Origin of the sequence: Candidatus Nitrosoglobus terrae (genome assembly GCF_002356115.1) — a bacterium.
In the GTDB taxonomy this organism is placed as follows: Bacteria; Pseudomonadota; Gammaproteobacteria; order Nitrosococcales; family Nitrosococcaceae; genus Nitrosoglobus; species Nitrosoglobus terrae.
Genome location: NZ_AP014836.1, coordinates 1,373,562 through 1,400,014 on the forward strand (window position 1 = coordinate 1,373,562; position 26,453 = coordinate 1,400,014).

The following is a 26,453-nucleotide window of genomic DNA, read 5'->3' on the forward strand; positions in this document are numbered from 1 at the left end:
CTTTCCATAAACCCACACACTTATTACTTCTGTACATTAAATTATTTGTAACCATACTACTAATAATATAGTGAGCCATTTATATCTACACTTACCAGATGGGATTATAATCTTAGCCCTTTAGTAAAACTGTAACTAACTTAAGAGAGGATAATAATGAAAACACTTGGAAAAATTATATTTGGAGTACTCATCACACTACTCATTATCATCAGTATTGCCTTATATTTCGCTTGGTCAAATCTTGATAGCATAGCGGCAGGGGCTATTGAAAAATATGGCTCCCAAGCCATTGGTACCCCAGTAACCGTAGGTAAAGTAGAGATCTTACTTGAGAAAGGTACAGCTCAAATCAATAACCTGACGATTGGTAACCCCCAAGGCTATCAATCAGACCATGTCATGGAAATTGGAACCATTCAAGCAGGTTTAGATATCTCTTCTCTGAAGACTAACACCATCGTGGTGAATGAAATCGTTATTGACGGTGCCGGTATTAACGCAGAAATTAAGGGGACACAAAGTAACCTTACTCAGATTCGTGATAACTTAAAGCAGCAGGCCAGCTCTGCAGAGCCATCAGCTCAGCCGGCAGAAACAGAGACAGAAACAACAACAGAGCAAAAACCAGCAGCGCCGGGTAAAAAATTCATCGTCAAAGCATTTCGCTTTACCAATGGGCAGGCCACTGCACTTATCGATGCGGTCAATATCAAGCAGGCTATTAAAATTCCCGATATCTCGCTTCAAGATATTGGGGCAAAATCAGGCGGCGTAGCCGGATCTGAGCTAGCGCAGCAAATACTACAGCCCGTAATTGAAAAAGTGATGGAGCAGGTGCGTAATCAAACAGGAAAACAAGCTATTGACACTTTGAAAGAAACAGGTAAAAAAGCGCTAGAGAATTTACTGAAGTAGAAGCAATAAAAAGAAGCAAAATTTTATCCAAGAGATAGGGTGCTACATCGGTAGCACCCTACTGCCATTACAAACGCCCTGCTTGAAAATCTTCCATAGCAGCTCGAATTTCATCCTTAGTATTCATCACAAACGGCCCATAACGGGCAACCGGCTCCCGAAGAGGTTGGCCAGCAACCAATAGTAATTGTACTGGGTCAGCATCTGTTGCAGCCAGCGTTACTAACCCCCCAGTTCCCAGTACCGCCAACTCGCCCTGAGTCACTAACTTAGCTTGGGCACTAATCTGGGCAGCTCCACCATAAACATAGACAAAGGCATTATGATTTATAGGTAAATCAAGCTTATAGGTTGTTTTTGGCTGTAGCTTAATATCAAGATATATCGGTTGAGTAGCCACTGCCGTGATGGGTCCTTTAATACTGTCAACCTCACCAGCAATTACTTTAACCCAAACCCCCTCTTTTACCTTAACCTCTGGAATGGCCTCTGGGGCAATATCCTGATAACGGGGTGCCGTCATTTTATCCCGCGCGGGTAGGTTGACCCAGAGCTGAAAACCCCATAGTAAACCATTCTCCTGTTCGGGCATTTCAGAGTGTACAATGCCACGCCCAGCGGTCATCCACTGCACGCTACCCGCAGTCAGCAATCCACTATTACCTTGATTATCCTCATGACGCATACGCCCAGCTAACATGTAAGTTACCGTCTCAAAACCACGGTGAGGATGATTGGGAAAGCCTGCAATATAGTCATCGGCATTATCGGAATGAAACTCATCAAATAGTAAAAAAGGATCTAATTGAGATAATTCAGATGTTCCTATAATCCGGCGTAGACGTACGCCTGCTCCATCATTGGTTAGCTGCCCTTGCACTATTTGCATCACCTCTCGCTCACTATTATTTGCCTTAGATTTCGTCATAATAATCCTCGCTTATAGTCGTACTCTCGGCTCAAAATACCGGCTCTTAAATGGTTTTTTTATCCCATATAAGCAATAGCAGCACGGGTATATTCTAGTAGGGTTTTATTGTCTGTAGGATTAAAATGCAAGCCAATTGTTTGAGGAAGTACAGGGGTTTCCCCTGTCAGCCGATACTCTTTTGCCACGCTATTTAGTAACCTCCCTTTATCTTGGTGTGCGAACAATATAAATAATACTTTTGTAAGTGAACGGCTTAGTTTCTTATTCTCATCTAATTGATGGATATTCAATAGGTATTTCAAAGTTAAACTATCAAAATCATACTCTTCTACGGATTGTTGGTCTTTATACTTTGCATCTAAAATTAAAATTAAAGAAGCTGACCACCACGGAGAGGATATTTTTATAATAAAATCTGGGCAAATATGATAATGCCCATATTTTTTTGAACCATTATTATTAGAGATATTAATTAAATCACCGCTCGCATTCATATCATTTAGCGAAAAAATCTTAGGCTCATAGTAGAGATCTATCGTTTTATCTTCATAACTAAATGAATAAAAATTATTGACAGCCCCTTCCGGAGCTTTAGATTTCTTACCGCCAAATGGATACTTTTCGAATGGGCTATATGCTCTATACGCTCTACCGACTTCCTTTGCATTAAATTCTGTCGTTATCATCTTATATAAACTAACCAGTACCACTATCTCGTAGATAATGGCTAAATTCTTCAACCCTAATAGTAATTCGCTTCCAACTATTTTGGGTGAAGGTGATTTTAGGCATCTTGTGATTAATGAAAACATTTCCCTATAATGAAAATGCCTATTCACGTATGGCGTAAATCTCGGGTATATGTTTTTAATTACTTTGCTGGGGAGTATTTTATTAAATAGATGGTGTATTTCTTTTAGTTTTTGTTGCAGGGTATCAATCTCTCGTACTTTATATTGCAATGTAATATTCATATACCCAGACATAGTATGATCAAAGCGGACATAATCGCTTTCTCTACTCTGGGGGATATCCTGTTTATATTTTGAATATTCTCGCTTTAAATGGTTTAAAAACTCCGCTGCCTGCAGCAAAAACGAATTGATGACCCTATTCTCGTAAGTATCGGTATCTTCAAGTATTATTTCCTTTGGCACCAACGGGAGTGAATACCCCCGATTGTTATAAAAAATATTAATACCCTCATCATTACAAGGTGATATTTTATCTAAGTTAGAAAGTACCCAATAGATTGAGTCAATACCCGTTGGCTGGCCGCTCTCAGATAACATCATATCTGTTTTCCAAACATGCTTATGCTCTCTAGAGAATAAAGAGATATGCTCTCTTAAGAACTCGACTGTTTCTTTAATCAAGTTATATTTATTAAAATTAAACTTTTCATTATCAGAATAATCTCCTTTTATATGACTTCTTGAAAAACAAATCGCTACAGCATCCTCCACTTTAGAGGTTAAATAATCTAGCATTTGTTTTGCAAACGTTGCATTCTCCTTTCTCGCTAAAACATTAAATCTTAATTTAATCTGCCTTTCAGTGTCATTCTCAAAACCAAGGGTAATTTCGCTTTCACCAAAAAAATTATAAAAATACCTAGACTCAGCTGAGCCAATATCTTTAGAGGTTTTGAATATAATTTCATTTTCAGCATCACTTTCACGATTGAGTTCAATCGGTATATCACCAATGATTAATACCGGTGCCCCAAGCTTAGCTAAGCTGTCCTCAGTATCCTCATTGATTTTAATAGTAAATAACAACCTACCTGTTTCCTTAACCTCTATTGGTGGCATGCCTGCTCTTAATTCAATGGGATTATCATTATCAATCTTTAGCCACCAGCTAATCATAACAATCCATATCCAAACATATTCTGGCTATCATAGCTCATGAGTCTTTTAAGCTGTTTTTTAGATATTTCCATCTCATCTGGCAGCGCTTGATCTAAAGCCTCCAATCTTTTTTTAAATCCACCTCCATAGCCATTTAATAAGGGAATAACATGCTGAGAGATTGCGTAATCTAGGGCGGTATAATGACCACCCACCATAGAGTGGGCAACATTACAATAAGCGCGAATGAATTTTATTTTTCTAGGAGAGATATTAATTGGATGGCCAAGCGCTAAATTATCCTCTCTTAATGTTCTCCTTATTGCTTCTAGCACGGATTCAATATCCTGGGGCATCATTTCCAAAGGGTTGGGGCGAAAAATCTCAATAAACCTGTTCCCGCTGATAGCTTCTACTTGTTGTTCTTTTGGTTGTTCTTTCGTGTTCCATTCCAGTACATTTAATTCATCATCTGGCTCAAATTCATCAAAATTTATTATTGCAGCCCTATCTAGTAAACGGGGAGTTAACGTTTGAACTGATTCGTCTTGATTCAGTGTTCCTAAAAACCTCAGATACTGCGGGATCTGTAAATAAGGTTCCTCGGGGTTCCCAGTGGTCAGCGCTCTTTTAGATTCGGGATCGGCCATTTCCAAGAATGGGCTAAAATAATGTTCTGGCTGCGATAGGTTAAATTCATCCAGTAATATTATGGATAGGGCACCCTCTATTTTTTCCTTATGTTCATTATGTTCATTATGTTCCTTATGTAGAAACTGTAATAATTCAAATAATCCTGATGATGCGCTTGTATAACTTTGAGATAAGGCATTATAAAATCCTAATATATCCCGATATGAAGTCCATCCACGGGCAACGGGAATATTTAAAAATCTATTACCTAACCCTAAACTGATACCCAGCATTTTTGCTAAAGAGGTTTTACCCATACCCGGTAGGCCGCTAAAGAGCGTAAATTGGCATTGGGCAATGGTGATTAACAGGTTGGCGATAAAATAATAATCGAGTTTTCTTCCTTGGCTATTGAGGGAATCTAATACACTATTGATTAATTCTTCTCTAGTATCTTCCAGGCTTTCATTAGAATTGGTCCTTACCTTAACCCCATAATCTAAAGATTTAAGCGCTGGTTTAGGGCTTAGCCCACAGAGCGCATCTACCTCTGGTTTTAACTTAACTAATTTAGCAATCAGCTCGTGATTTTCTTTATTTAACTCGTCTTTAACTTTTTTTACTTGCTTCTCCATTTCCTCCTTTCTACGCAAGAAGCCATCTCGTTCATCTTCTAACTTTTTAATTTTATTCTTTAATTCATGAATAGTTTTATATGAGTCATGCTTTTCTTCTAGTTTATCTAACTTATTTTGTTTATCGGCAATACTTTGGGTTATATTTTTCTCTTCTTCGGTTAGGGCTGAAACCCGTGAGGGGTTATTTGTTTCCAATTCATCTCGTTCCCTAGATTTTTTTATAATATCTAACTTTAATTCCTCTTTTTCTTGTTTAAATTTTTCGATTTCTTCGCGTTCTTTTTTAGAATTTTCCTTCAGCCCTTCAAGATATGATTGCTTTTCCGCTTTAAAATAACGCTCTTTGTTTTCCTCAATATATTTATTTAAAATTTTTTCCCCTTTTGGGCTTGAAAAGAAATTATCCAATAATTCTGTACGAGTATTCCCCCACTGCCCTGCATTGTCTAAGCATTCAAAGAACCGCTCAAATCTGTCAGGGAATCTCTCATAGTCTGGTATAGAGGAATAATGTTTCTTTATCTGATCAATAGTACTTTTACTAAAATTTTTTATTTCAGAGTTTGAGGCAATTTTCTTACCATAGGTGGAAATGAGCTGCTCATCAGATATAAAGTCGATAAAATTATTATCTTTACGGTCTATAATTGTTTTTACATTGCCTAAAAACACTGTGCCTTGTGTTTTATTTTCAGCAATGAAGCTTTTTATTTTTGCTTTATTTATTTTAGCAATATGAAATTTTGGAATATCACTTGGTGTGTCTATGCTTTTTAGCGTTAACGTATATTGATTCAATGTATTAACAGATGTGTAGCTAAATGGACCATAAATTATTTGGTTATCTTCTAAGAAGATTATGTTGGCACTTAGGAAGATCTGAGACGCTGATGGTAGGGTTAGATATAGCTGGTAGTGGGAAAGACAAGATCTGACCTACCATTAACCCCCTAATTTCCTCACAGGGGAATATGTTGTTATTCGTTACATATCTACAAGCACCCTCCTTGAATGTATTTTGATAATATGCATTTTGCTTCAAAAATAGAGTCCTTAAAACGTTCTTTAATCTCGCCATAGCCTCCCGTTACAAAAACTTGTTCTGTTTTACAAAAAAATTCATCTTTATTGACTGGGTGAATACCGCTTGGAAGGATTTCAAATAGAACCCTTAATTTCCCTTGGTCCTTTTCAGAATAAAATTCTTTTTCTAAGGTACAAATAATTTTTCTTTCTTCTGGCATCATTTAATCCCTATTTGGAGCAAAATTCATTAAAATCAAATAATTAGATATAATATTACATTGTTAAAATTCACAATTTGATATATCGGCTATAGGCAGAACACCTTTACCGCTAGCGGTTTTTAGATAGGCGGTATTAGAAGATGTTAAATACGTAGTGCTACAAAGCTTAAGTAAAAGTGAATATTATATATAGCTTATAGGTTTATGTTATATTTAACTTGATTATCTTCACGTTTTATAATTAAAGGAGGTTCGATATATGATCAAACTCTACTACAAACCCGGTGCCTGCTCCCTTGCTCCTCATATCGTGCTCGAATGGATCCAAAAACCGTATGAAACTGAAGCGGTTAACCTGAGTGATCCGGCATTTCTAAAACTCAATCCCGCAGGCTCCGTCCCAATCCTCGACACAGGTGAAGGTTGGATGTTGACTCAGGCTGGCGCCGTACTCAACTATCTTGCTGATCGCTTTCCCGAAGCAAACCTTGGTGGAGGGGGATCAATCCGTGATAAGGCTGAGCTGAGGCGCTGGCTATCTTTTTTTACCGGCGATCTACACCCCTCCTTTTACCCTGTCTTTGCACCCCAGCGTTATACCACTGCTGAGGATGAGGCAGCACTTAATATGGCAAAAGCTGCAGGGATAAAACTTGTCCACAAACGCTATCAATTGCTTGAAGATCATCTCAAAGGTAAGAAGTATATTTTAGGTGACAACCGGTCAATTCTTGATGCTTATGCTTTTCCCATGCTTCAATGGGGTAAAAAAGTACTCCCTGAAGGGATTAGCCATTATCCAAATTTGGTTCGCCTTCACGATACGTTAGCAGCTGATTCAGCCGTACAAAAAGCATTGAAAAAAGAGGGGTTAATATAAATCTATTAGCGGTCACTGCTTACAATCCTTGTTTACTACTTAAATAGAGGCCGACGCGTTTTACTTAAAACCTAGAAAAAGGATTTCTAGGGAATGTATCCTACCCAGATCGGTCTCTTTTCTTGATTTTAAAGATATTTACTTATTAGCACTTCTGACGATTATCTGACGTTAGCAGATTAATACTGTTGATCGCTCATGCTAGAGTAAATTAATCTCCTCCGCCTTAAAAAAAGATAGAAAATTGCCCACCTTTAGGCATTATTAATCTCCTTTACAGGCTCGTAATTCTAAATTTCCCTACTAATAGCGTATAAATTAACAGTTACGCCATAAATCGATACCACCTTAGGTGTTTCTATTTTAAAATCGTTAAATTAAATTTAAGCTTGATATAAGGAGAATTATCTACATGCTGAATATATACCTTAATTCTACTACCCGTACCCTACTCATTAGCAGCACCTGCGTTTTAGCACTTGGCTGCCAAACGGCTTATTATAAGGCCATGGAGAAGTTTGGTTATCAAAAACGAGATATCCTATCGTACCGTGTTGAGAAAGTACGGGATGCTCAAACAGAAGCTAAACAGCAGTTTAAATCTGCCCTAGAGCAGTTTTCTTCTGTCGTTAATTTCAATGGCGGCGATCTAGAAGTACTTTATAATAAACTTGATGGAGAATACCAAGACAGCAAGGATAAAGCTGAGAAAGTGCATAGCCGAATTTCCGATGTAGAGAGTGTTGCTGGCGCTTTATTCTCTGAATGGAAAGAGGAAATCGGTGAATATCACGATGCATCTTTGAGACGTAAAAGTGAGCAGCAATTAGCTCAAACTAAAGTTAAGTATGAGAAGCTACTTGAAGCTATGAAACGCGCCGAATCGAAAATGGAGCCAGTACTGGGTACTTTTCATGATCAGGTATTATATTTAAAGCATAATTTAGACGCGCGAGCCATTGCTTCACTACAGAGTGATCTTAGCACCATAGAAGCCAACGTAAATCAATTGATTAAAGAGATGGAATCCGCTATCAATGAGGCGAATACCTTCATTAAAACCTTAAACTAGCCCGTATTGATACATTGTAGGGAGGGGGTAACTCTTCCTCCCTATTTATCTAAGATCAGGAAGGAAAGAAAGGAACGACTCTCAGATCTCTAGATAGAATTTCTATCTTCGGTAAGTCGTTGCTCTAAGGCTTGGCTTAATTGTTCAACTGCTGATCCCATAATAAGACCCGCATGCATATGATAAAAACACAGCTCACATTTTACCGGCTCATGAAGACCCTGGCGTTCAACCATAGCAAAAGATCGCCACGCGAGAATTAACCGATCTTCATGGCAACTATCTACGCATAGCCACACTTGATTATCTAAAATAACCTCAAGTCCACGATGCTCCGGTAGTGCAACCCGCAGAGGACTCCCCAGCCGCCGTAATGCCAAACGTACTCGATTAAAATCAGCTGCATCAATCGTTTTTGATATGACTCGAAGGGGCGATACCTCATCGGATATCATCTTTAATTAAAGCTCTTCTTTGTATCTATTAATTTCTCAGATGATCATCTGGCGTACCTTCCAGAAATACGCGACTTGCTCGAATATCTTCAGCTTCTATTGTAATTAAATCAAGCTGGGTAAGCTTCTTTCCGCGGGATGCAAAAAGCCGATTTGCCTGACGAAGACGTGCTCGATCTAGGGCATTACGAATAGATCTGGCGTTAGCAAAATGGGTAAGTTTCATGCGCTGTGGAATATACTCAACAAATGCTTGTTCTCCGGTGGTACTAAAACGGTAGTTCTGGCTTGCTAGCATCAGTTTAGCAATAGCCATCAGTTCTCCCGATGAGTAATCTGGAAAATCCAGATGATGGGCAATACGTGACCTCATGCCAGGATTACTCATAAAAAACCGATCCATCTTGTCTTTGTAGCCCGCTAAAATTACCACTAAGTCATCCCGATTATTTTCCATCACCTGTAACAGGATTTCAATTGATTCTTGGCCATAATCCCGTTCGTTCTCAGGCTTATAAAGATAGTAGGCTTCATCAATAAATAGCACCCCCCCCATAGCTTTTTTGATAACTTCTTTTGTTTTAGGGGCGGTATGACCAATATACTGACCCACTAAGTCATCGCGGGTTACCGTCACTAAGTGGCCTTCTCGCACATAACCCAGTCTTTTTAAGATCTCACCCATCCGCAATGCGACAGTGGTTTTACCCGTACCTGGATTACCCGTGAAGCTCATATGCAAAGTGGGTGTTTCAGAGGTAAGCTCAAATTGCCGACGCAGCCGATCTACCAGCAAGAGCGCTGCAATTTCATGGATTCGAGTCTTAATCGGCTTTAAACCGATCAGCTCGCGATCCAGTTTATCAAGTACCTCTTGAATATTAGAAGATTTGAATTCCGCATCCAGATCCACTGGCGTATCACTCTCGCAGCCCGTTTGATGCTTCATAGCGCTCCCGTTCTCAGCGTTATTCATGATATCTACTCCTTTAATATCATAAAGTAAGTAACGGGCCTTACTTAAAAGACCCGCTACCCCTCATTTCACTTTATATGGTATTAATACCGCTCGCCTTCTGGCTTCTCTGTAGCATAGCTACGTACAGTATAGCGTACGCGTCGCCCATCGATTTCTTGCCGCTCCAGCCCAAACCCAGGCTCGTTTTTAGGGCGATTGACAATAAACGACATAGCTGGGGACTCAGTACCCCGTACACTGCTATACGCCGTTACCCGAACATAATGGTTAGAGAACGTTTTACGGCACTCATTGATTTCCATCAAAATACCAGCGGGATCTTTCAAATCAAACATTGGAATGCCAAACATTTCCCAATAGGTATTACGTGGATGGGGGTCGTCTGTATACTCCACATTCACGGCCCAGCTATTCTTTAGCGCATATTTAACTTGAGCTAAAATTTGCTCATCCGTCAAATCAGGCAGAAAAGAGAACTGCCCTTGCGTTAGACGGTTTCCAGGGTTAGTCATCATAACTGAATTTCCTCACACTTAAACATTAACGGCTAGCAGTAGCTGTGGGTACAAAGTCCGCAGTATCTGTGGACTCGTAGTTAAAGGTGATATCCTTCCAAGTATCAAGGGCTGCTCTTAGGGGTGAGCACCACTTCGCAGCCGCTTCAAGAATCTGAGGACCTTCCTTCACAAAATCACGGCCTTCATTGCGCGCCATCACCATAGCTTCTAAGGCTACCCGATTAGCGGTTGCACCCGCTTGAATTCCCTGTGGATGCCCGATGGTGCCGCCACCAAACTGTAATATCACATCTTCACCAAGATAATCTAACAGCTGGTGCATCTGTCCTGCGTGAATGCCGCCAGAAGCCACGGGCATAACCTTATTCAAGGAGCCCCAATCTTGGTCGAAGAACAATCCATGCTCAAGGCTGGTTGGGGTATGGGTATCACGTAGGGTATCGTAGAAGCCCTTAATCATGAGCGGATCGCCTTCGAGTTTACCGACGACGGTACCGGCATGAATATGATCAACTCCAGCCATACGCATCCATTTACAAATAACGCGGAAGTTCATGCCATGATTCTTCTGGCGAGAGTAGGTAGAATTACCTGCGCGGTGCAGATGTAAAATCATATCGTTCTTACGCGCCCACTTGGCCATAGACTGAATAGCGGTATAGCCAATGACCAAGTCAATCATCACGATGACTGAGCCTAATGATTTGGCAAACTCAGCCCGCTCATACATATCTTCCATGGTGGCAGCCGTGACATTAAGGTAATGTCCCTTAACTTCGCCGGTAGCTGCAGAGGCCTTATTGACGGCTTCCATACAATAGAGGAACCGATCACGCCAATGCATAAAAGGCTGAGAATTGATATTCTCATCATCTTTCACGAAATCTAAACCGCCTTTCAGAGCTTCATACACAACGCGACCATAGTTACGGCCAGAAAGCCCGAGTTTTGGCTTAGTGGTTGCTCCAAGCAGCGGACGACCAAACTTATCCAAGCGCTCCCGCTCGACCACAACACCCGTGGCCGGACCCTGGAAGGTCTTCAAATAAGCCACTGGAATGCGCATATCTTCTAAACGTAGGGCTTTTACAGCCTTGAAACCAAATACATTACCAATAATGGAAGCGGTTAAGTTAGCAATAGATCCAGGCTCAAAGAGATCCAGATCATAAGCAATATAAGCAAAATATTGTGCTTCGGTTTTAGTGCCTGCACCGGTATTAGGTACTGGATCTATGCGATAGGCTTTAGCGCGATAGAGTTCACAAGCAGTAAGGCGATCCGTCCATACCACTGTCCAAGTTGCTGTAGAGGACTCTCCTGCAACGGCAGCAGCAGCTTCTTCAGCATCAACACCTGCCTGGGGAGTAATACGAAACAGGGCGATAACGTCAGTCTCTTTAGGCTGATAGTTAGGCTCCCAATAACCCATTTTTTTATAAGGGATAACGCCAGATTTATAGCGTTCTTTCCCTTCGGCCATAGTCTCTGATTTGCTCATAGTCTATTCTCCTACGTTAAAGATTTCCTACATTCTACCAAGCTTAAAACCGCTCTGGCTCAATGTTCAGGATTAATCTATCATGATAAGTCAGTTAATAATATTAGATTTTTCATATGATAATGATAGATTATTATCTATGATGAAAGATAAAGAACTACAACTTGCACGTCATGCAACTCTCCGGCAGTTGCAAATCTTTGAGGCTATGGTTCGTCACAACAGCTTTCGGAAAGCTGCTGAGGAGTTATTTCTTACCCAACCCACTGTGTCTATTCAAATCAAAAAACTTAGCGAAGCTATCGGGTTACCCCTATTTGAGCAGATTGGAAAAAAAATACATTTAACCCCCTCTGGTAGAGCGCTCTACAAGGTATGCTGTGAGATAATTGATTCTCTAGCTAATCTTGAAGTCGAAATTGCTGATTTAAAGGGACTTAAACAGGGGCAATTAAAATTAGCAGTGATTACTACAGCAAAATATTTTACTCCCCGTTTACTGGGTTTATTTTGCCAGCGTTATCCTGAGATCGATATCTCCTTAAAAGTCACTAACCGAGAAAAACTTCTAGAACGTATCATTCAAAATATAGATGATTTATATATCCTTGGCCGCCCACCTCAGAATTTAGCCATGATGTTTCGGCCTTTTCTACCCAATCCTCTAGTCATCATCGCCCCTAGAACTCATCCTTTAGTAGGGGCAACTAATATTTCACTCCAGAGAGTTGCTCAAGAGCGCTTTATTATCCGAGAATTAGGGTCAGGAACTCGCATAACGCTAGAGCAACTTTTTCAGCGAAACGGCTTGGATTTAAATGTTCGCATGGAATTAGGTAGTAATGAAGCCATTAAGGAAGCTGTTGCCAGCGGCCTAGGGCTTGCTATTTTATCTCAGCATAGCCTTGCAATTGAGGGGATAACAGGACAAGTAGCAGAATTTGAACCAGTCACGACACTTGATGTGCAAGGATTCCCAATCCTACGCCATTGGTATATTGGTTACCCTACTGGTAAACAATTGTCTGTGGTAGCCCTAGCTTTTCTTGAATACCTTCAAAATGAAGGTAAACAGCTTACAGAATCACCTTACTATTGAGCCTCTCTGTTAGATACTATTAGATTCTCAAGAGCAGTTAACTTAGCTAACAAATAATTAATTTATCACGGAATCCCAGCTCACTATAAACTAAGTTAATTTTTAGCCGCTAATACTTGGTGCGATTATTTAATTTTTCTAGAGATTATTATTTGGATAAGATAGAATAATGATTAAGATTTTAGGATTGAAACTATAGTTTTCACTTTAACTATCAAGTGTGGAAAGCTTTGAGTTCAATTCTTACTAGATGTATTGGCAAGCAATAATATATGTTCTGGTCCCGCATCACTCTACTTCCATATTCTTACCGCCACCTCTAATTCAGGGTTTTTCGTTAGAAAATATGGCCGCCTATCCAATCCCGCCTCAATCTTGGGATCTAGTAAAAATACAGGAAATTTAGGTTTAAAAACTGCGGGATATTAATATTAAGCCAAATTCAAGGAGATAATTAAAATAAATGGTCGAAAGCAATACATATCGGTCTATTTTTTCCCCTTGTTCAGCCCAAGAGCAGGAAGAAAACTTTGAAAGCTACTGGCGCTTCACTCAGCAGCACGCGGGTAAACTTTTAGAAGAAGATAAAGATCTCACCAATAAGCGAGAAAAGCTTAAGTACTTTCAGGATAACCCCGTTCGCTCTCGCAACCCACTCCCAAACCCCGAGTTGTTTTATCGTAATTATATAAAATTTAAAGACGATCCTCAGCTTATTGATCGCAAAACTCTGCTTTTAACAGCCATTTATAAATTTGCTCGCCACGAATGGGTAGGTATTTCAGAGGCATGGAACGTCATACCTGATATGGCAGCATCAAAAAAACTTACCGATAAGATAAGCCGAGTCCATTTAGCTGAAGAGTTCTGCCACATACGATTCTTTAATGAAATGCTATGTATCTTCCACTTAGATAAAGTCGAATGGGTGCCCTTAGGACCTATAAAACAAAGGGTATATCGTATTTTCCCACGCCTACCTGGCGCTTTAATGGATGCCCCCGCCTTTATTACCGAGCTTATGGGAATGACATTTTATCAACACTTAGATACGTTATTTGGAGAAATACTTGCTGATGAGCCTGAAGCCCAGCAACGACTCAGGGAAATTCTCCATGAAATTATGGTCGATGAGATGGCGCACGTAGGCCAACGTAGAAATTTCATTGGTCCCGTTGGTATCAAATTGGCACAGCTCATGCTGCCCACTATTTATAGGTTATTTTTCTGGGGAATCCCAGAGGCAAAATACTTATTTAACGTTGAAAAAATGATTCAAGATGGCCTCTCGTTTGATTATACCTCGGTATCCTCTAACCTATTAAAGCGCAGTTGGGTGCCAAGCTATTGCCAAATCCAAAATTAAGCTAAAGTAGATAATAAAAATGATTACCTCATAAGAATTACTATGCTAGATTTTTTACGTCTTATAACTGCGGGACTTAAAATAAAGCTCACATCTCGGCTCGCTAACCAATGACTAGCTAGATAATATTAGGCTTAATTTTATTCTTCCACTCCCAACCGTTTCACGCCATTTTTATCCCCACCTTCGTGCTGTCTTTTTACATCTCTAATCAAATTTATACTAAGCTATAATTAAGCTTTCTAATCACGCCAATAAAATATCACATGGATTATTCACCGCTCACTGCTATTTCTCCAATTGATGGCCGTTACGCTAATAAAGTGGATGTTCTTCGCCCAATTTTCAGTGAATATGGATTATTGCGTTACAGAGTAATCGTAGAGATAAGATGGTTACAACTATTAAGCGCTTGCCCTAAAATCCTTGAGATCCCAGAATTAAGCAAAGAATCTGAGCTATTTTTAGAATCTACTATAGATAATTTTTCAGAAAAAGACGCTAAGCGCATCAAAGCTATTGAAGCTGCAACTAACCATGATGTAAAAGCCGTAGAGTATTTCTTAAAAGAAAAGTACAAACCTCAGGATGAGCTAAATAAAATCAGTGAATTTATTCATTTTGCCTGCACTTCAGAGGACATTAATAACATCGCCTATGCGCTGATGCTTAAAGAATCTCGGGAGAAGATACTACTCCCGCAGATGAAAGCTTTAATAACTGAAATACGAACCCTTGCTCACCGCTACCAGCAAGTCCCTATGCTCTCTCGCACTCATGGACAGCCCGCTTCGCCAACCACCCTAGGGAAGGAAATGGCAAATTTTGCCCATCGCTTAGAGTTACAACGCCAATCCATCGAAAAAATCCATCTCTACGGTAAAATGAATGGCGCAGTGGGAAACTATAATGCTCACCAAATTGCCTATCCAGAAATTAACTGGCCCCTAATAACTCGCACCTTCATCACTCAGTTAGGCTTACAGTGGAATCAATATACTACGCAAATAGAACCTCATGATTATATGGCTGATCTCTTTCAAGGGGTGATGCGTTTTAATACGATATTGCTTGATTTTTGCCGCGATATTTGGGGCTATATTGCTTTAGGATATTTTAAGCAGAAAGTGGTAGCCGGTGAGGTAGGCTCCTCCACCATGCCCCATAAGGTAAATCCTATCGATTTTGAAAATGCTGAAGGTAATATTGGAATTGCAAATGCTATTTTTCAACACCTCGCAGAAAAACTCCCCATCTCTCGCTGGCAGCGAGATCTCTCTGATTCCACTGCGCTGCGAAATTTAGGGGTTGGATTTGCTCACTCTCTGATTGCCTATTCCTCTGCCCTCAAAGGAATTGGGAAATTAGAAGTTAATAACCCACAAATAAATGCAGATTTAGAAGATAGCTGGGAGATTCTCTCAGAAGCAGTACAAACAGTTATGCGTCGCTATGGAATCGATGAACCTTATGAAAAGCTCAAAAAATTTACTCGGGGGCAGCGTATTGATAAAAACAGCCTCCAAGCATTTATCCGCAATCTAAATCTTCCGATCGAAGCTAAAGAGCAATTATTAAATTTAACCCCTCAAACTTATGTAGGTAATGCTGCACAGCAGGCAAAGGAAATCTGATGATTAAATCTCCCACCCCTTTTTCTTACAAAGTAGTTTAAAAATCCTGTATAATATATAGCTTAGCGCATTCTTAAGTGCATCCATTTCTATTGCCTCTTTTCTTCCTCTTTTTTTCTCTTAATTTCTTCTAATCGCTTATTTCTCTCTATAAGATCAACATATTGGCTAGAAAACTCCCTAAAATTTAATACTCTATCTTGATTAATATCTGATTTTATGAAATACCTATTTAAATCTGATCTGTTTAGGATAGTATCAATCTCATCAAAACTTAATACCTTATCTCTCTCTATTCTTACCTGCATTAGTAAAATCAATATAAGACCTCATTGTAGTAGTAAATCTAATATATTTATCCTTTATTTTCTTCTTCTTTAACTTCTTATCGTATCCTTTTTTGGAAATAACCTTATTACTATATTCTTCGTAATCTAATCCTCTATTGTCAGTCATCCTTATCGTAATTTGAGAAATCCCACATATCTTCACTTCATAATCAGGCGTGTGCATAAAGCCTGAATAAGCTTCATTTAAGTCCAGAAGTTTATCTTTGTTCCTATCCCTCTTAAAGAACTTATGATGGATATTCAGATCAGTTTCAAATTTAGTGTCGTAATCTCTAGCTATAACATTAGAACTAATACCTACTACTAAAAATACCGCTACTGCTAGCTTATTAAATTTCACGCCCTAACCTTTTTTAACTTAATTAATTTCATAAAACCTATCGACAGCACTCATCTTAAATTGAGTGTAAAATTAAAGAAGAATCAAGGGAGTTGGGCGTAACAGCACCCTTAACAAGCCAATTTTATAACTTGTTATGATGAGAAATGATTATAGGTTTTTATTCTAGGAGAGTCTGCTCCTAGGCAGTTTTTGCTGAATAAGTTGGGGGGTTATATTTGAAAAGGAAGTTTAATAAGCTTAGGCTAGAGAACTTATTAAATTGTTTCCCTTTAGAATTATCTCATCTTATTATTCATCGCTTTAATACGTAACCGAAGGGCATTAAGCTTAATAAAACCTTCAGCATCTTGTTGATTATAAGCGCCTAAATCTTCTTCAAAAGTAGCCATCTGGGGCACAAATAGGCTATCAGTTTCAGATCGACGGCCTATGATCATCACATTACCTTTATACAACTTAAGACGCACTACGCCATTAACGGTATTCTGAGAGGAATCAATAAACTGCTGTAGTAAAATGCGCTCTGGAGACCACCAGTAACCATTATAAATAAGGCTTGCATAACGGGGCATCAGCTCATCTTTAAGATGAGCCACCTCTCGATCCAAAGTGAGAGATTCTATCGCTCGATGCGCTTTAAGCATAATTGTGCCCCCCGGAGTCTCATAACAGCCCCGAGATTTCATTCCAACGTATCGGTTTTCTACTAAATCTAAACGACCAATACCATTTTTGCTACCAAAGCGGTTAAGGGTCTCCAGAACCTTGGCGGGGCTAAGAGATTCCCTATTAATTTTGGTAATATCACCACAGCGGTATTCTAACTCTATATAGGTTGGCTGATCAGGCGCTAGCTCTGGAGATATAGTCCAGCGCCACATGGTTTCTTCAGACTCAAGCCAAGGATCTTCTAGGATACCTCCCTCATAGGAAATATGCAATAAGTTGGCATCCATAGAGTATGGAGATCTAGATCCTCGCTTTCCTTCCACTGGAATCCCATTTGCTTCTGCATAAACCAGTAGTTTTTCTCTTGAAGTTAAATCCCACTCCCGCCATGGGGCAATTACTCGAATATCAGGCCGTAAGGCATAAGCCCCCAGTTCAAAACGTACTTGATCATTTCCTTTACCCGTAGCCCCATGGGCAATAGCATCGGCAGCAGTTTCATTAGCAATCCCCACTAATCGCTTAGCAATCAGGGGCCGTGCAATAGAAGTACCTAGTAAATATTCCCCCTCATAGAGGGTATTGGCTCGAAACATGGGAAAGACATATTCTCGTACAAACTCCTCACGTAAATCCTCAATATAAATTTCCTTGACTCCTAAAACTTTAGCTTTAGCTCGGGCTGCTCCTACTTCCTCCTCTTGACCGATATCTGCAGTAAAGGTAACCACTTCACAGCCATAAGTTTCCTGTAGCCACTTAAGGATTACAGAAGTATCTAATCCCCCTGAATAAGCAAGTACAACTTTTTTTATCGTGGTCATGAAAAACTTATCTGATTTTCAAAGAAATATTTGAGAACTTAAGTATACGACTTTTCCTATCAACTACCGCTGAGTACGGCGTAGGCGCGATAACAGTCTACGGGCCATCTCTCCAAATATCTCAGTCTGGGTAGGATGGGGATGGATAGCTCTAGCTACTTGTTCCAAAGTCATCTCCCCCGTAACAATCATGACTGCTTCTCCAACTAACGTATCCGCATGATCAACCAAGAAATGAACCCCAATAATGCGATGGCTTGCTTTATCTACTACCATCTTAATAAAGCCCTCAGTCTCATGATTAATCATGGCCTTTGCATCAATGCGAATAGGTGATTTTACCTCCACCGCATCAACCCCTCTCTCCTTAGCTTGCGCTGTGGATAGACCTACAAAAGCCGCCTGCGGTCTAGTAAAGATTACGCCGCAGTCCTTCTCTAACTCATAGATATGAGGTTTTCCTAAGATAGTGGCTGCTGCAACTCGCCCTTGCTGCCCTGCTGTATGGGCCAGCATCAAACCGCCAATCACATCACCCACTGCAAAGATATGAGGCTTAGAAGTACGGCACTGGGCATCCACCTGAATGACTCCATTTTCTACTGCTACCCCCACCACTTTGTCTAAGGCTAATGGCTCTAACTTAGGCCGCTTGCCCGTAGCCATAATAATGCGATCCACTTCTAACGTATGGTGATTACCTTCAGAGTCATCAAAGGCAACTTGCATCACCCCTGATTGGCTGCTGATGATCTTTTGCACTTTAGCTGAAGTATATACGATAAGATTTGGATCAGCATTCAATACATCCCTTAATTGTTTACTGACTTCTGGTTCTACTTCTGCTAGTAAGCGATCTTGAGCTTCTAGCAACACAACCTCAGAGCCAAAATCCTGAAAAATTTGAGCCATCTCTACACCAATAGCCCCACCACCAATTACGGCTAAACGTTTAGGGACATGCTCTAATCCCCACACAGTATCGGAAGTAAGTACTCCACCTGTAGCTAAACCCTCTTGAGCACCTAGGATAGGCGGAATAAATGGAGGGGCACCTGTGGCAATCACTGCCCCTGCAAAACTTATCTTTTGTCCTTGAGAGCCCTCACTAGGCTGAGTACGAGTAAACGGATCTTCGCTATTGCCTACGGTATCAACAATAATATGGTGCTCATCAACAAAACGAGCATACCCGTGGATATATTTAATCTTCATCCCTATATCGGCTTTTAGCGCCATTTCACCTCGGGACTGAAGAATATATCGGCGAGTTTTTTCGAGCGATTCCCAATTAAGGGATGGTAGCCCTGCATTTTTTACCCCTAAATGAGAATCATGAGCCCGATCTCGAATACGATCGGCAGCCGCCCGCCAAGTCTTAGAAGGGATACAGCCACGCCATAAACACTCACCTCCTGGTAAAGATGAGTCGTTAATTAAAGCCACTTTAACACCATGCTCAACTAGATCTCGGGCGCAATCCTCTCCGCCAAGACCTCCGCCAATCACAACGACATCATAATCCCAGCTCCCCTCTAAAGATAATGGGATGCTAAGCTCCTTAACTGCTGATGAAGAACTACTACTGTCTTTAATCCATGTCTCGGGATGCTCTACTCGTTCTTTAAGGGTATTTAAGAAACGAGCTGCATCAGCGCCATTAATGATCCTATGATCAGCAGTAACGGTTACCGGCATTCCCTGAGATCCGGTGGTTGCCACTGCTAGAATAGCCGAAGTTCCAGGTGAAGGAATAGCATCAAAATAAGCTACTCCTAACATCCCCATATTGGAGATAGTAAAAGTTGGATTAGCGTACTCCTCCGGCTTTAATCGCTTAATTCTTGCTCGCTTTGCCAGATCAACCCAATTAGCGTTTAAATCATCAAGGTTGCGTTCGAGCGTATTTCGTAATACAGGCACAACTAAGCCCATACTTTCTGTTTCTACCGCAATTCCTATATCAATTTGCTTCCGCTCTAAAATATGGTCTTTATGCTGGTAAGCGTTATTGATTTTAGGGTGATCTTGAATAGCTAATGCTGCTGCTTTCGTTAAAGCTATAGTTACCGAAACGCCTTGCTTCTTAGATATTGCAACTAGCCGCGAAGAATCTATGTAAATAGTTGCTCTAAACAGAGGCGTGGAGAGAGAGTATTCCATATTATGAGCAATAGCTTTCTCCATACTATCCATAGCTCTGCCCACACCCGAAGCTTCAAAACCCTGACGATTTACCTGATTAGAGTCTGTATTAGCGAGTACGTCAGCCGCTATAATTACCCCTTTACGTCCATTTCCTGTAATCCCAGTAAGATCAACTCCATAGGTACCTGCAAGCTGCCGGGCATAAGGAGTTGCCCGAGTATGATTTGGATGAGGTGCAGGTACTCCTGCTTCTAACATTACTGGAAGAACTTTGATTTCAGATTTTGGTTTCAAGGTATTATCAGAATCAATCTCAGCTTTTTTCTTTGGCTGAGATTGTTTAGATTCTATCGTGGCCTCACCTTTAGTGACTTGATCAACTTCAGCCACTAAATAGGCAATAGGATTACCTACCGCAGTAACTCCGTCTATAGGTAAGCGAGGTCCAGAGAGATAGCCTTCGCGAAATACCTCCACGTCCATAATAGCTTTATCGGTTTCTATTGTTGCGACGACAGTACCACGCTCGATAAAATCACCGATTTCCTTTTCCCATGAAACCAGCACTCCTTCAGTCATGGTATCTGAGAGCTGGGGCATTTTGATAACATAAGGTTCAGCCATAAGATCAACTCAAATATTTACTTGCTACTCACTCTTCCCTAATACTTTAAGTACCCCTTGATAAACACTCTGAGCATTAGGAATTGCTGCTTTCTCTAAACGATGATTATAGGGTACTGGTACATCTGCCGCGTGGACTCTTACCGGTTGAGCATCCAGTGCAAAAAAACAATCTTCAATAATTCCAGCTATTATCTCGCTACCAACACCCACAGGCCCTTCATCCTCTTCAGCTACTAAAACCCGATGAGTTTTTTCTATAGATAAACGGATAGTTTCCCGGTCGATAGGTTTAAGAGATCGTAAATCTATTACCTCAGCATGGATATTTTCCTGAGCTAATTTATTGGCTGCGGCGATACACCAATGCGCGCTATAGTTATACCCTATCAGGGTAATATCAGTCCCTTTACGGACAACTTCAGCACCCTCCAACGGGCGGAATATTTCCTCATCGGGCACTTCTCCTTTCAGGTTGTACATGCTCTCATGTTCAATAAAAATCACCGGATCGTTACAACGCACTGCAGATTTGAGCATGCCGTAGGCATCTAGGGGGGTGCTAGGGGTAACAACTCGAAGGCCAGCTACCCCCATAAACATCTTCTCTAGCCGTGCTGAATGCTGGGCTGCTAATTGATGTGCAGTTCCTCCAGGAGTCCGCATTACAATGGGGCACTGAGCACGACCTCCAGACATATAGCGGATTTTAGCAGCCGCATTTACCAAAGTATCCATTGCAAGTAAAGCAAAGTTGATGGACATAATCTCAATAATAGGCCGCATCCCGGCCATGGAAGCGCCAATGCCTATACCAGTATAAGAATTCTCAGAGATAGGGGTATCAATAATTCTCTCCTCTCCATATTTCTCATAAAGGCCAAGCGTAGCTTTGTAAGTACCTCCTGCTACACCAATATCTTCACCCATCGCAATAACACTGGGATCATTCGCTAATTCTTCATCATGGGCTCGCCGTAATGCTTCCCAATAAGCGAGCTCAGCCATGGGCTTCCCCTCCTGCCCGTAATGGTCCAATCCAACGCGGATCTGGGTTATCCTCAAACACGTATTTAGTTAAATCTTCTACTCTTGGCTCTGGGCTTTCTTCAGCGAATTTTATAATATCATTATCAATCTCATTCTGAACTTCCTGCTCTAAATCCTTTAACTCTCCTTCAGTTAGCTCGTTGGCATGGATTAATCTTGTAGCTAAAATTTGAATAGGATCTTGTTGCATCCAGTCCGTTACTTCCTCCTTACTACGGTAAGCCCCAGAATCTGACATAGAATGACCTCGATAACGGTAAGTTAGAAACTCTAGAAAATAGGGTCCATTACCATTTCGTACATGGGTGACAGCTGAACGAGTAGCCTCCATAACTATCTCAATATCCTGTCCCGAGTGTTGGCTAGCAGGTATCTTATAAGCACCTAAACGCTGGTATTGATCAAGGACAGCCGTTGAGCGCTCAATAGCAGTACCAATCGCGTAAAGATTATTCTCACACACAAATAATACCGGCAGTTTCCATATGGATGCCATATTCATGGTTTCATGAAATGTACCTTGGTTATTAGCGCCATCCCCTAAAAAACAAACAGCAATTCTCCCTTCTCTTTGATGCTTACAGGCTAAAGCTAATCCGGCAGCAAGAGGAAATGGCTGTCCTACCAAAGCATAACCGCCCATAAAATGCGCGCTCGGGTCAAAAATATGCATTGATCCCCCGCGACCTTTGGAGCTTCCAGTTTCCTTACCATAGAGTTCAGCCATTACTTCCCGAGCTGGTGCTCCACTTTTAATAGCATGGATATGATCTCGATAGCCGGTTATGACGTAGTCAAAGCCAATCCCGCGATCAGCCTGTACCATCTGAAGCACTCCCGTTGCTACCGCCTCTTGTCCCGAGTACAGGTGCAAAAACCCACCAATTTTACGTTCCATGTAAGCTTCAAACGTACGCTCCTCGAAACGTCGGTAAAAAATCATCTCCCGCAGCAGTCGTTTACGATCAGTTTTACTCATATCCCCTCAGCGTATAAATCCGCAATTTTGTCAAAAACATCGTATAATGGCTTTTTTTATACTAGGCGGTCAAGATCTAATAGAAAATCGGCAAAAATATCCTAGATTGCTATCATTTAATATTCTCTAACATATGTAGCTCTGATTCAGAAAACCCTGCCTCCAGACGCGCTTGACGATGCAAGGAGCTATGCGCTTTACCCTTAAAATAACGGGTAACCAAATGACAAAACGTGGTCTCTGGATCAAGTCCACGAATCTTGCATAGGTAGTGAAACCAATGAGATCCTATTGCTACGTGACCTACTTCATCGCGAAAAATAATTTTAAGAATTGCTACCGCTTGTAAATCACCTGCTTGCTGTAATCTATCTACCATCCCAGGGGTAACATCAAGTCCTCTTGCTTCTAGTACCCTAGGAACAAGCGCCATTCTTACAAGCGGATCATGGGCTGTCTTTTGAGCCATTTCCCAAAGCCCATTATGGGCTGGGAAATCTCCATATTTATAACCTAACGAGTGTAAATAGGTATCTAATAAACAAAAATGATAAGCCTCCTCAGAAGCTATTTGTATCCAATTATCATAAAAAGCTTTAGGTAACCCATGAAAGCGGCAAACAGCATCCCAAGCCAAATTAATGGCGTTAAATTCAATATGGGTAATTGCATGAATCAACGCTGCCCGTCCCGCAGCTGAAGTTAATTTACGTGTCGATAATTTTCGTGGGGCTACTAAAGTTGGCCGCATAGGGCGACCTGGAATATTAGGTAAGCAATTAATCGTAAAATTAACTTCTAAGCATTCAGCCTTCCAAAGCTGTACTACATTATGGGTAGCCTTAATTTTCTCTTCTGGATCACAGGCTATAAGGCACTTAAGAGCAGCATTACCTAAAGACAATTTTTTCATACTTGAAATACTTTTAGTATCCATGCTTATTCTAGCTGCCCCGTACTTATTCCTCCCCTTTTTTCAATAGACCATAAACTTGTAGCAAGAAACCTTCTCTAGAAAACCCGCAGCTATTAACGCCTTTATACGGAAAATTAAGAGATTAAATCCAATGAGATGACCAATTTCTAATTATTTAATAATACCAAACAGTTAATTAACATTAACCTTAAAAATATTTAATATAGCCTCTCGGGTTACATTGAAATGCCCTCTGTAGAATAGGCTGGAACCTGATCTAACCTCCAAATATCGGTATTATATTCCTTAATAGTCCGATCCGTAGAAAATTTACCACTTGCAGCCGTATTTAGAATAGACATACGAGTCCATCGCTCTTGATCTCGGTAAGCCTCAGCAACCCGGCGCTGAGCATTAACATAACTTCTAAAATCAGCAATCACCATCCAAGGATCTCGAGGATTACGTAATGAGTCTATAATAGGATTAAAAATCCTCGAATCGACACGTATTGAGTCTAAAACAGGATTAAAAGCCCCTGGCTGAAACTGATTAAAATGACCACTCTCAAGTAAGTGCATCACTCGTTGCAAATCCTCATCACCAGCGATGATAGCATTTGGATCATAGTGATGGCGTGTCTCTTGTACCTCTTTAGCTGTTAATCCAAATAAAAAGAAATTTTCATCACTTACTTCCTCACGAATCTCAATGTTAGCGCCATCTAAAGTACCAATAGTAATAGCACCATTCATCATAAACTTCATATTACCAGTACCAGAGGCCTCCTTTCCTGCAGTGGAGATTTGCTCCGAGAGATCAGCGCTAGGGCAAATAATCTCCATAGCTGAAACTCCATAATTAGGAAGGAAAAATACTTTAAGCGCATCACCTACTTTCGGATCATGATTAATTACCGTTGCAACATTATTAATAAGCTTAATAATTAACTTTGCCATCTGATAGCCTGGCGCCGCCTTCCCGCCGATCACCACACAGCGAGGCACCCAATTTGCTATATCTCCTCGGATGATTCGATCATACAAATGAATAATATGTAAAACATTAAGTAATTGCCGCTTGTACTCATGAATACGCTTTACTTGCACATCAAATAAGGAATCAGTACCAGCTTGAATACCGTGATGAGAAAAAACTGCGAGCAGCTGCTTTTTATTCGCTTGTTTAATATCACGCCAACGCGCTCGAAATTTTTTATCATCTGCATAAGAGGCAAGGCGGCGAAGTTGACTTAAATCAGTAACCCAACCTTCTCCAATAGTCGTAGTAATTAAACTGGCTAACCTTGGATTACATTTAGCTAGCCAGCGGCGTGGAGTCACACCATTAGTTTTATTATTAAATTTATGTGGCCAAAACTCGGAAAAATCTCGGAATAACCCCTGCTCTAATAAACGAGTATGCAAAGCAGCCACCCCGTTAACTGAAAAACTGGCAATAATAGCAAGATACGCCATACGCACCTGCTTAATCTCATCTTCTTGGATGATAGACATACGAATTTGTCTATCGGTATCATGAGGCCAGCGCTGCGCTACTTCTGCTAAAAATCGAGTATTAATTTCATAAATAATTTCCAAAATTCGAGGCAGCAACGAGCCAATCATATTTACCGGCCACCTCTCTAAAGCTTCTGGCAACAAGGTATGATTAGTGTAAGCTACTGTACTGCTTGTAATCTTCCAAGCCTCCTCCCACTTTAGATTATATACATCCATCAATAGACGCATCAGCTCTGGTATTGCACAGGTGGGATGGGTATCATTAAGCTGAAACCGATTTTTCTCAGCAAATTTAGTGAAATTCTCCCCATAACGATGTACCCAATCATGAAGAACATCTTGTAAGCTCGCTGAAACAAGAAAATATTGCTGGCGCAGACGTGTCTCTTTACCATGTTCTGTCGCATCATTAGGGTAAAGTACCATGGTAATGTTTTCAGCAGCATTCTCCTCTGCTACTGCTTCTGGATATTCTCCGGCATTAAATTTACCTAAATCAAAGACATGAATAGCCTTAGCTTTCCATAAACGCAAGGTATTTACTGTACCGTTGCGATACCCAGGAATAGGAATATCATAAGGCACAGCAAGAACATCCTTGGTATCAACCCAGCGTATACGCCAATTCCCACTGCCATCATCTACATACTCTGTGCGTCCACCAAACTTAATTCTTTGTTTATATTCAGGTCTTTTTATTTCCCATGGGTTACCTTCTCGTAGCCAGTTATCAGGCTCTTCTACCTGATAGCCATTATTAATGGTCTGACGAAACATACCATACTCATAGCGTAAACCATACCCAATAACAGGAAGCTGTAAGGTTGCGCAACTATCTAAAAAACAGGCGGCCAAACGCCCTAAACCCCCATTACCTAAGCCTGCATCCGGCTCTAGCGTAGTTAACTCTTCTAGCTTCAAGCCATAAGCTTGTAATGCAGCCGCTAACTCATTTTCAAGATTTAAATTAAGCGCAGCATTGCCTAGGCAACGGCCAAGTAAATATTCCATAGAAAGATAGTGAGATCGAGGGCAACCGCTTTCATCATAGGCACGTTTAGTGCCTTTCCAGCGCTCTATTAACCGATCACGGATAGTAAGTGCTAAGGCAAAATATAGATAATGCTTCTCAGATTCTCGCCCCTCACGCCCTAAAAAATAGGAAAAATAGCGCTTATAGTCACTCGCTAAACTCTCTTTATCAATACCTAATGCTGGTAATTTTGTAAGCTTAGATAACCCCATTATATTGTCTATAGGTTCAGCTACCACGGCATATCTCCTTGCGCTATTTAGGTATGAT

Annotated in this window: 21 protein-coding genes; 6 read left to right on the top strand and 15 right to left on the bottom strand. The window is 40.6% G+C overall.

Features of this window, described 5'->3' with window-relative positions; all coding sequences use genetic code 11:
* Positions 1-156 precede the first annotated feature (156 nt).
* On the top strand, positions 157-918 hold the full coding sequence (locus TAO_RS06480; RefSeq protein WP_096527150.1) for an AsmA family protein: 762 nt from the start codon (positions 157-159) through the stop codon (positions 916-918).
* 67 nt (positions 919-985) lie between these two features.
* Here TAO_RS06480 and TAO_RS06485 read toward each other — a convergent pair whose 3' ends face one another.
* The 4 genes from TAO_RS06485 to TAO_RS06500 form a co-directional block, all read right to left on the bottom strand.
* On the bottom strand, positions 986-1,846 hold the full coding sequence (locus tag TAO_RS06485; protein WP_096527151.1) for a pirin family protein: 861 nt from the start codon (positions 1,844-1,846) through the stop codon (positions 986-988).
* Positions 1,847-1,905: 59 nt separating this feature from the next.
* Positions 1,906-3,720, bottom strand: a complete 1,815-nt coding sequence (locus tag TAO_RS06490) for a DUF2357 domain-containing protein (RefSeq protein WP_096527152.1) — start codon at positions 3,718-3,720, stop codon at positions 1,906-1,908.
* Complete coding sequence (locus TAO_RS06495; RefSeq protein WP_197702529.1) at positions 3,717-5,771, bottom strand: hypothetical protein; 2,055 nt, start codon at positions 5,769-5,771, stop codon at positions 3,717-3,719. Before TAO_RS06495 ends, TAO_RS06490 begins: the two co-directional genes overlap by 4 nt.
* 194 nt (positions 5,772-5,965) lie before the next feature.
* On the bottom strand, positions 5,966-6,220 hold the full coding sequence (locus TAO_RS06500) for a hypothetical protein (protein WP_145955149.1): 255 nt from the start codon (positions 6,218-6,220) through the stop codon (positions 5,966-5,968).
* A gap of 259 nt (positions 6,221-6,479) precedes the next feature.
* On the opposite strand from TAO_RS06500, the gene TAO_RS06505 reads away from it, so the two are divergent.
* Together TAO_RS06505 and TAO_RS06510 are read left to right on the top strand one after the other, a co-directional pair.
* The gene (locus tag TAO_RS06505) at positions 6,480-7,100 is read left to right on the top strand and encodes a glutathione S-transferase family protein (protein ID WP_096527154.1); all 621 of its coding nucleotides are present in this window, start codon (positions 6,480-6,482) and stop codon (positions 7,098-7,100) included.
* Positions 7,101-7,512: 412 nt separating this feature from the next.
* Positions 7,513-8,172, top strand: a complete 660-nt coding sequence (locus TAO_RS06510) for a DUF2959 domain-containing protein (protein ID WP_096527155.1) — start codon at positions 7,513-7,515, stop codon at positions 8,170-8,172.
* Between the two features lie 89 nt (positions 8,173-8,261).
* Here TAO_RS06510 and TAO_RS06515 read toward each other — a convergent pair whose 3' ends face one another.
* The 4 genes from TAO_RS06515 to TAO_RS06530 all read right to left on the bottom strand — a co-directional run bounded on the left by TAO_RS06515 (position 8,262) and on the right by TAO_RS06530 (position 11,625).
* Positions 8,262-8,627 carry a hypothetical protein gene (locus TAO_RS06515; protein ID WP_096527156.1) on the bottom strand — a complete coding sequence of 122 codons (366 nt, stop codon included), beginning with the start codon at positions 8,625-8,627 and terminating at the stop codon, positions 8,262-8,264.
* Between the two features lie 28 nt (positions 8,628-8,655).
* Entirely contained in the window at positions 8,656-9,603 is a 948-nt protein-coding gene (gene cbbX / locus TAO_RS06520) for a CbbX protein (protein ID WP_231910613.1), read from the bottom strand.
* Positions 9,604-9,686: 83 nt separating this feature from the next.
* The gene (locus tag TAO_RS06525; RefSeq protein WP_096527157.1) at positions 9,687-10,121 is read right to left on the bottom strand and encodes a ribulose bisphosphate carboxylase small subunit; all 435 of its coding nucleotides are present in this window, start codon (positions 10,119-10,121) and stop codon (positions 9,687-9,689) included.
* Between the two features lie 25 nt (positions 10,122-10,146).
* The gene (locus TAO_RS06530) at positions 10,147-11,625 is read right to left on the bottom strand and encodes a ribulose-bisphosphate carboxylase large subunit (RefSeq protein WP_096527158.1); all 1,479 of its coding nucleotides are present in this window, start codon (positions 11,623-11,625) and stop codon (positions 10,147-10,149) included.
* Positions 11,626-11,767: 142 nt separating this feature from the next.
* On the opposite strand from TAO_RS06530, the gene TAO_RS06535 reads away from it, so the two are divergent.
* The 3 genes from TAO_RS06535 to purB all read left to right on the top strand — a co-directional run bounded on the left by TAO_RS06535 (position 11,768) and on the right by purB (position 15,724).
* The gene (locus tag TAO_RS06535) at positions 11,768-12,724 is read left to right on the top strand and encodes a LysR family transcriptional regulator (RefSeq protein ID WP_096527791.1); all 957 of its coding nucleotides are present in this window, start codon (positions 11,768-11,770) and stop codon (positions 12,722-12,724) included.
* Positions 12,725-13,187: 463 nt separating this feature from the next.
* Positions 13,188-14,090 (top strand): hypothetical protein, encoded by a 903-nt coding sequence (locus tag TAO_RS06540; protein WP_096527159.1) that lies wholly within the window; start codon positions 13,188-13,190, stop codon positions 14,088-14,090.
* A gap of 266 nt (positions 14,091-14,356) precedes the next feature.
* Positions 14,357-15,724 (top strand): adenylosuccinate lyase, encoded by a 1,368-nt coding sequence (purB, locus tag TAO_RS06545; RefSeq protein WP_096527160.1) that lies wholly within the window; start codon positions 14,357-14,359, stop codon positions 15,722-15,724.
* Between the two features lie 282 nt (positions 15,725-16,006).
* Here purB and TAO_RS06555 read toward each other — a convergent pair whose 3' ends face one another.
* The 7 genes from TAO_RS06555 to TAO_RS06585 form a co-directional block, all read right to left on the bottom strand.
* Complete coding sequence (locus TAO_RS06555) at positions 16,007-16,414, bottom strand: hypothetical protein (RefSeq protein WP_096527162.1); 408 nt, start codon at positions 16,412-16,414, stop codon at positions 16,007-16,009.
* A 278-nt stretch (positions 16,415-16,692) separates the two neighbouring features.
* Positions 16,693-17,910, bottom strand: coding sequence for an argininosuccinate synthase (locus tag TAO_RS06560; RefSeq protein WP_096527163.1), 1,218 nt, complete (start codon positions 17,908-17,910; stop codon positions 16,693-16,695).
* A gap of 63 nt (positions 17,911-17,973) precedes the next feature.
* The gene (locus TAO_RS06565) at positions 17,974-20,682 is read right to left on the bottom strand and encodes an FAD-dependent oxidoreductase (protein WP_096527164.1); all 2,709 of its coding nucleotides are present in this window, start codon (positions 20,680-20,682) and stop codon (positions 17,974-17,976) included.
* A gap of 24 nt (positions 20,683-20,706) precedes the next feature.
* The gene (locus tag TAO_RS06570; protein ID WP_096527165.1) at positions 20,707-21,690 is read right to left on the bottom strand and encodes an alpha-ketoacid dehydrogenase subunit beta; all 984 of its coding nucleotides are present in this window, start codon (positions 21,688-21,690) and stop codon (positions 20,707-20,709) included.
* Positions 21,683-22,711, bottom strand: coding sequence for a pyruvate dehydrogenase (acetyl-transferring) E1 component subunit alpha (gene pdhA / locus TAO_RS06575; protein ID WP_096527166.1), 1,029 nt, complete (start codon positions 22,709-22,711; stop codon positions 21,683-21,685). The genes TAO_RS06570 and pdhA overlap by 8 nt, the downstream gene beginning before the upstream one ends.
* A gap of 112 nt (positions 22,712-22,823) precedes the next feature.
* Positions 22,824-23,624, bottom strand: coding sequence for a ferritin-like domain-containing protein (locus TAO_RS06580; RefSeq protein ID WP_096527792.1), 801 nt, complete (start codon positions 23,622-23,624; stop codon positions 22,824-22,826).
* A gap of 239 nt (positions 23,625-23,863) precedes the next feature.
* Positions 23,864-26,395 (bottom strand): glycogen/starch/alpha-glucan phosphorylase, encoded by a 2,532-nt coding sequence (locus TAO_RS06585; protein WP_096527793.1) that lies wholly within the window; start codon positions 26,393-26,395, stop codon positions 23,864-23,866.
* Positions 26,396-26,453 lie beyond the last annotated feature (58 nt).

Coding starts and splice junctions, on each gene's coding strand:
- TAO_RS06580 (WP_096527792.1), bottom strand. CDS start 23,624: ATGAAAAAATTGTCTTTAGGTAATGCTGCTCTTAAGTGCCTTATAGCC.
- TAO_RS06500 (WP_145955149.1), bottom strand. CDS start 6,220: ATGATGCCAGAAGAAAGAAAAATTATTTGTACCTTAGAAAAAGAATTT.
- TAO_RS06535 (WP_096527791.1), top strand. CDS start 11,768: ATGAAAGATAAAGAACTACAACTTGCACGTCATGCAACTCTCCGGCAG.
- TAO_RS06525 (WP_096527157.1), bottom strand. CDS start 10,121: ATGATGACTAACCCTGGAAACCGTCTAACGCAAGGGCAGTTCTCTTTT.
- TAO_RS06505 (WP_096527154.1), top strand. CDS start 6,480: ATGATCAAACTCTACTACAAACCCGGTGCCTGCTCCCTTGCTCCTCAT.
- TAO_RS06485 (WP_096527151.1), bottom strand. CDS start 1,846: ATGACGAAATCTAAGGCAAATAATAGTGAGCGAGAGGTGATGCAAATA.
- TAO_RS06490 (WP_096527152.1), bottom strand. CDS start 3,720: ATGATTAGCTGGTGGCTAAAGATTGATAATGATAATCCCATTGAATTA.
- pdhA (WP_096527166.1), bottom strand. CDS start 22,711: ATGAGTAAAACTGATCGTAAACGACTGCTGCGGGAGATGATTTTTTAC.
- purB (WP_096527160.1), top strand. CDS start 14,357: ATGGATTATTCACCGCTCACTGCTATTTCTCCAATTGATGGCCGTTAC.
- TAO_RS06510 (WP_096527155.1), top strand. CDS start 7,513: ATGCTGAATATATACCTTAATTCTACTACCCGTACCCTACTCATTAGC.
- TAO_RS06560 (WP_096527163.1), bottom strand. CDS start 17,910: ATGACCACGATAAAAAAAGTTGTACTTGCTTATTCAGGGGGATTAGAT.
- TAO_RS06515 (WP_096527156.1), bottom strand. CDS start 8,627: ATGATATCCGATGAGGTATCGCCCCTTCGAGTCATATCAAAAACGATT.
- cbbX (WP_231910613.1), bottom strand. CDS start 9,603: ATGAATAACGCTGAGAACGGGAGCGCTATGAAGCATCAAACGGGCTGC.
- TAO_RS06540 (WP_096527159.1), top strand. CDS start 13,188: ATGGTCGAAAGCAATACATATCGGTCTATTTTTTCCCCTTGTTCAGCC.
- TAO_RS06585 (WP_096527793.1), bottom strand. CDS start 26,395: ATGGGGTTATCTAAGCTTACAAAATTACCAGCATTAGGTATTGATAAA.
- TAO_RS06480 (WP_096527150.1), top strand. CDS start 157: ATGAAAACACTTGGAAAAATTATATTTGGAGTACTCATCACACTACTC.
- TAO_RS06565 (WP_096527164.1), bottom strand. CDS start 20,682: ATGGCTGAACCTTATGTTATCAAAATGCCCCAGCTCTCAGATACCATG.
- TAO_RS06530 (WP_096527158.1), bottom strand. CDS start 11,625: ATGAGCAAATCAGAGACTATGGCCGAAGGGAAAGAACGCTATAAATCT.
- TAO_RS06570 (WP_096527165.1), bottom strand. CDS start 21,690: ATGGCTGAGCTCGCTTATTGGGAAGCATTACGGCGAGCCCATGATGAA.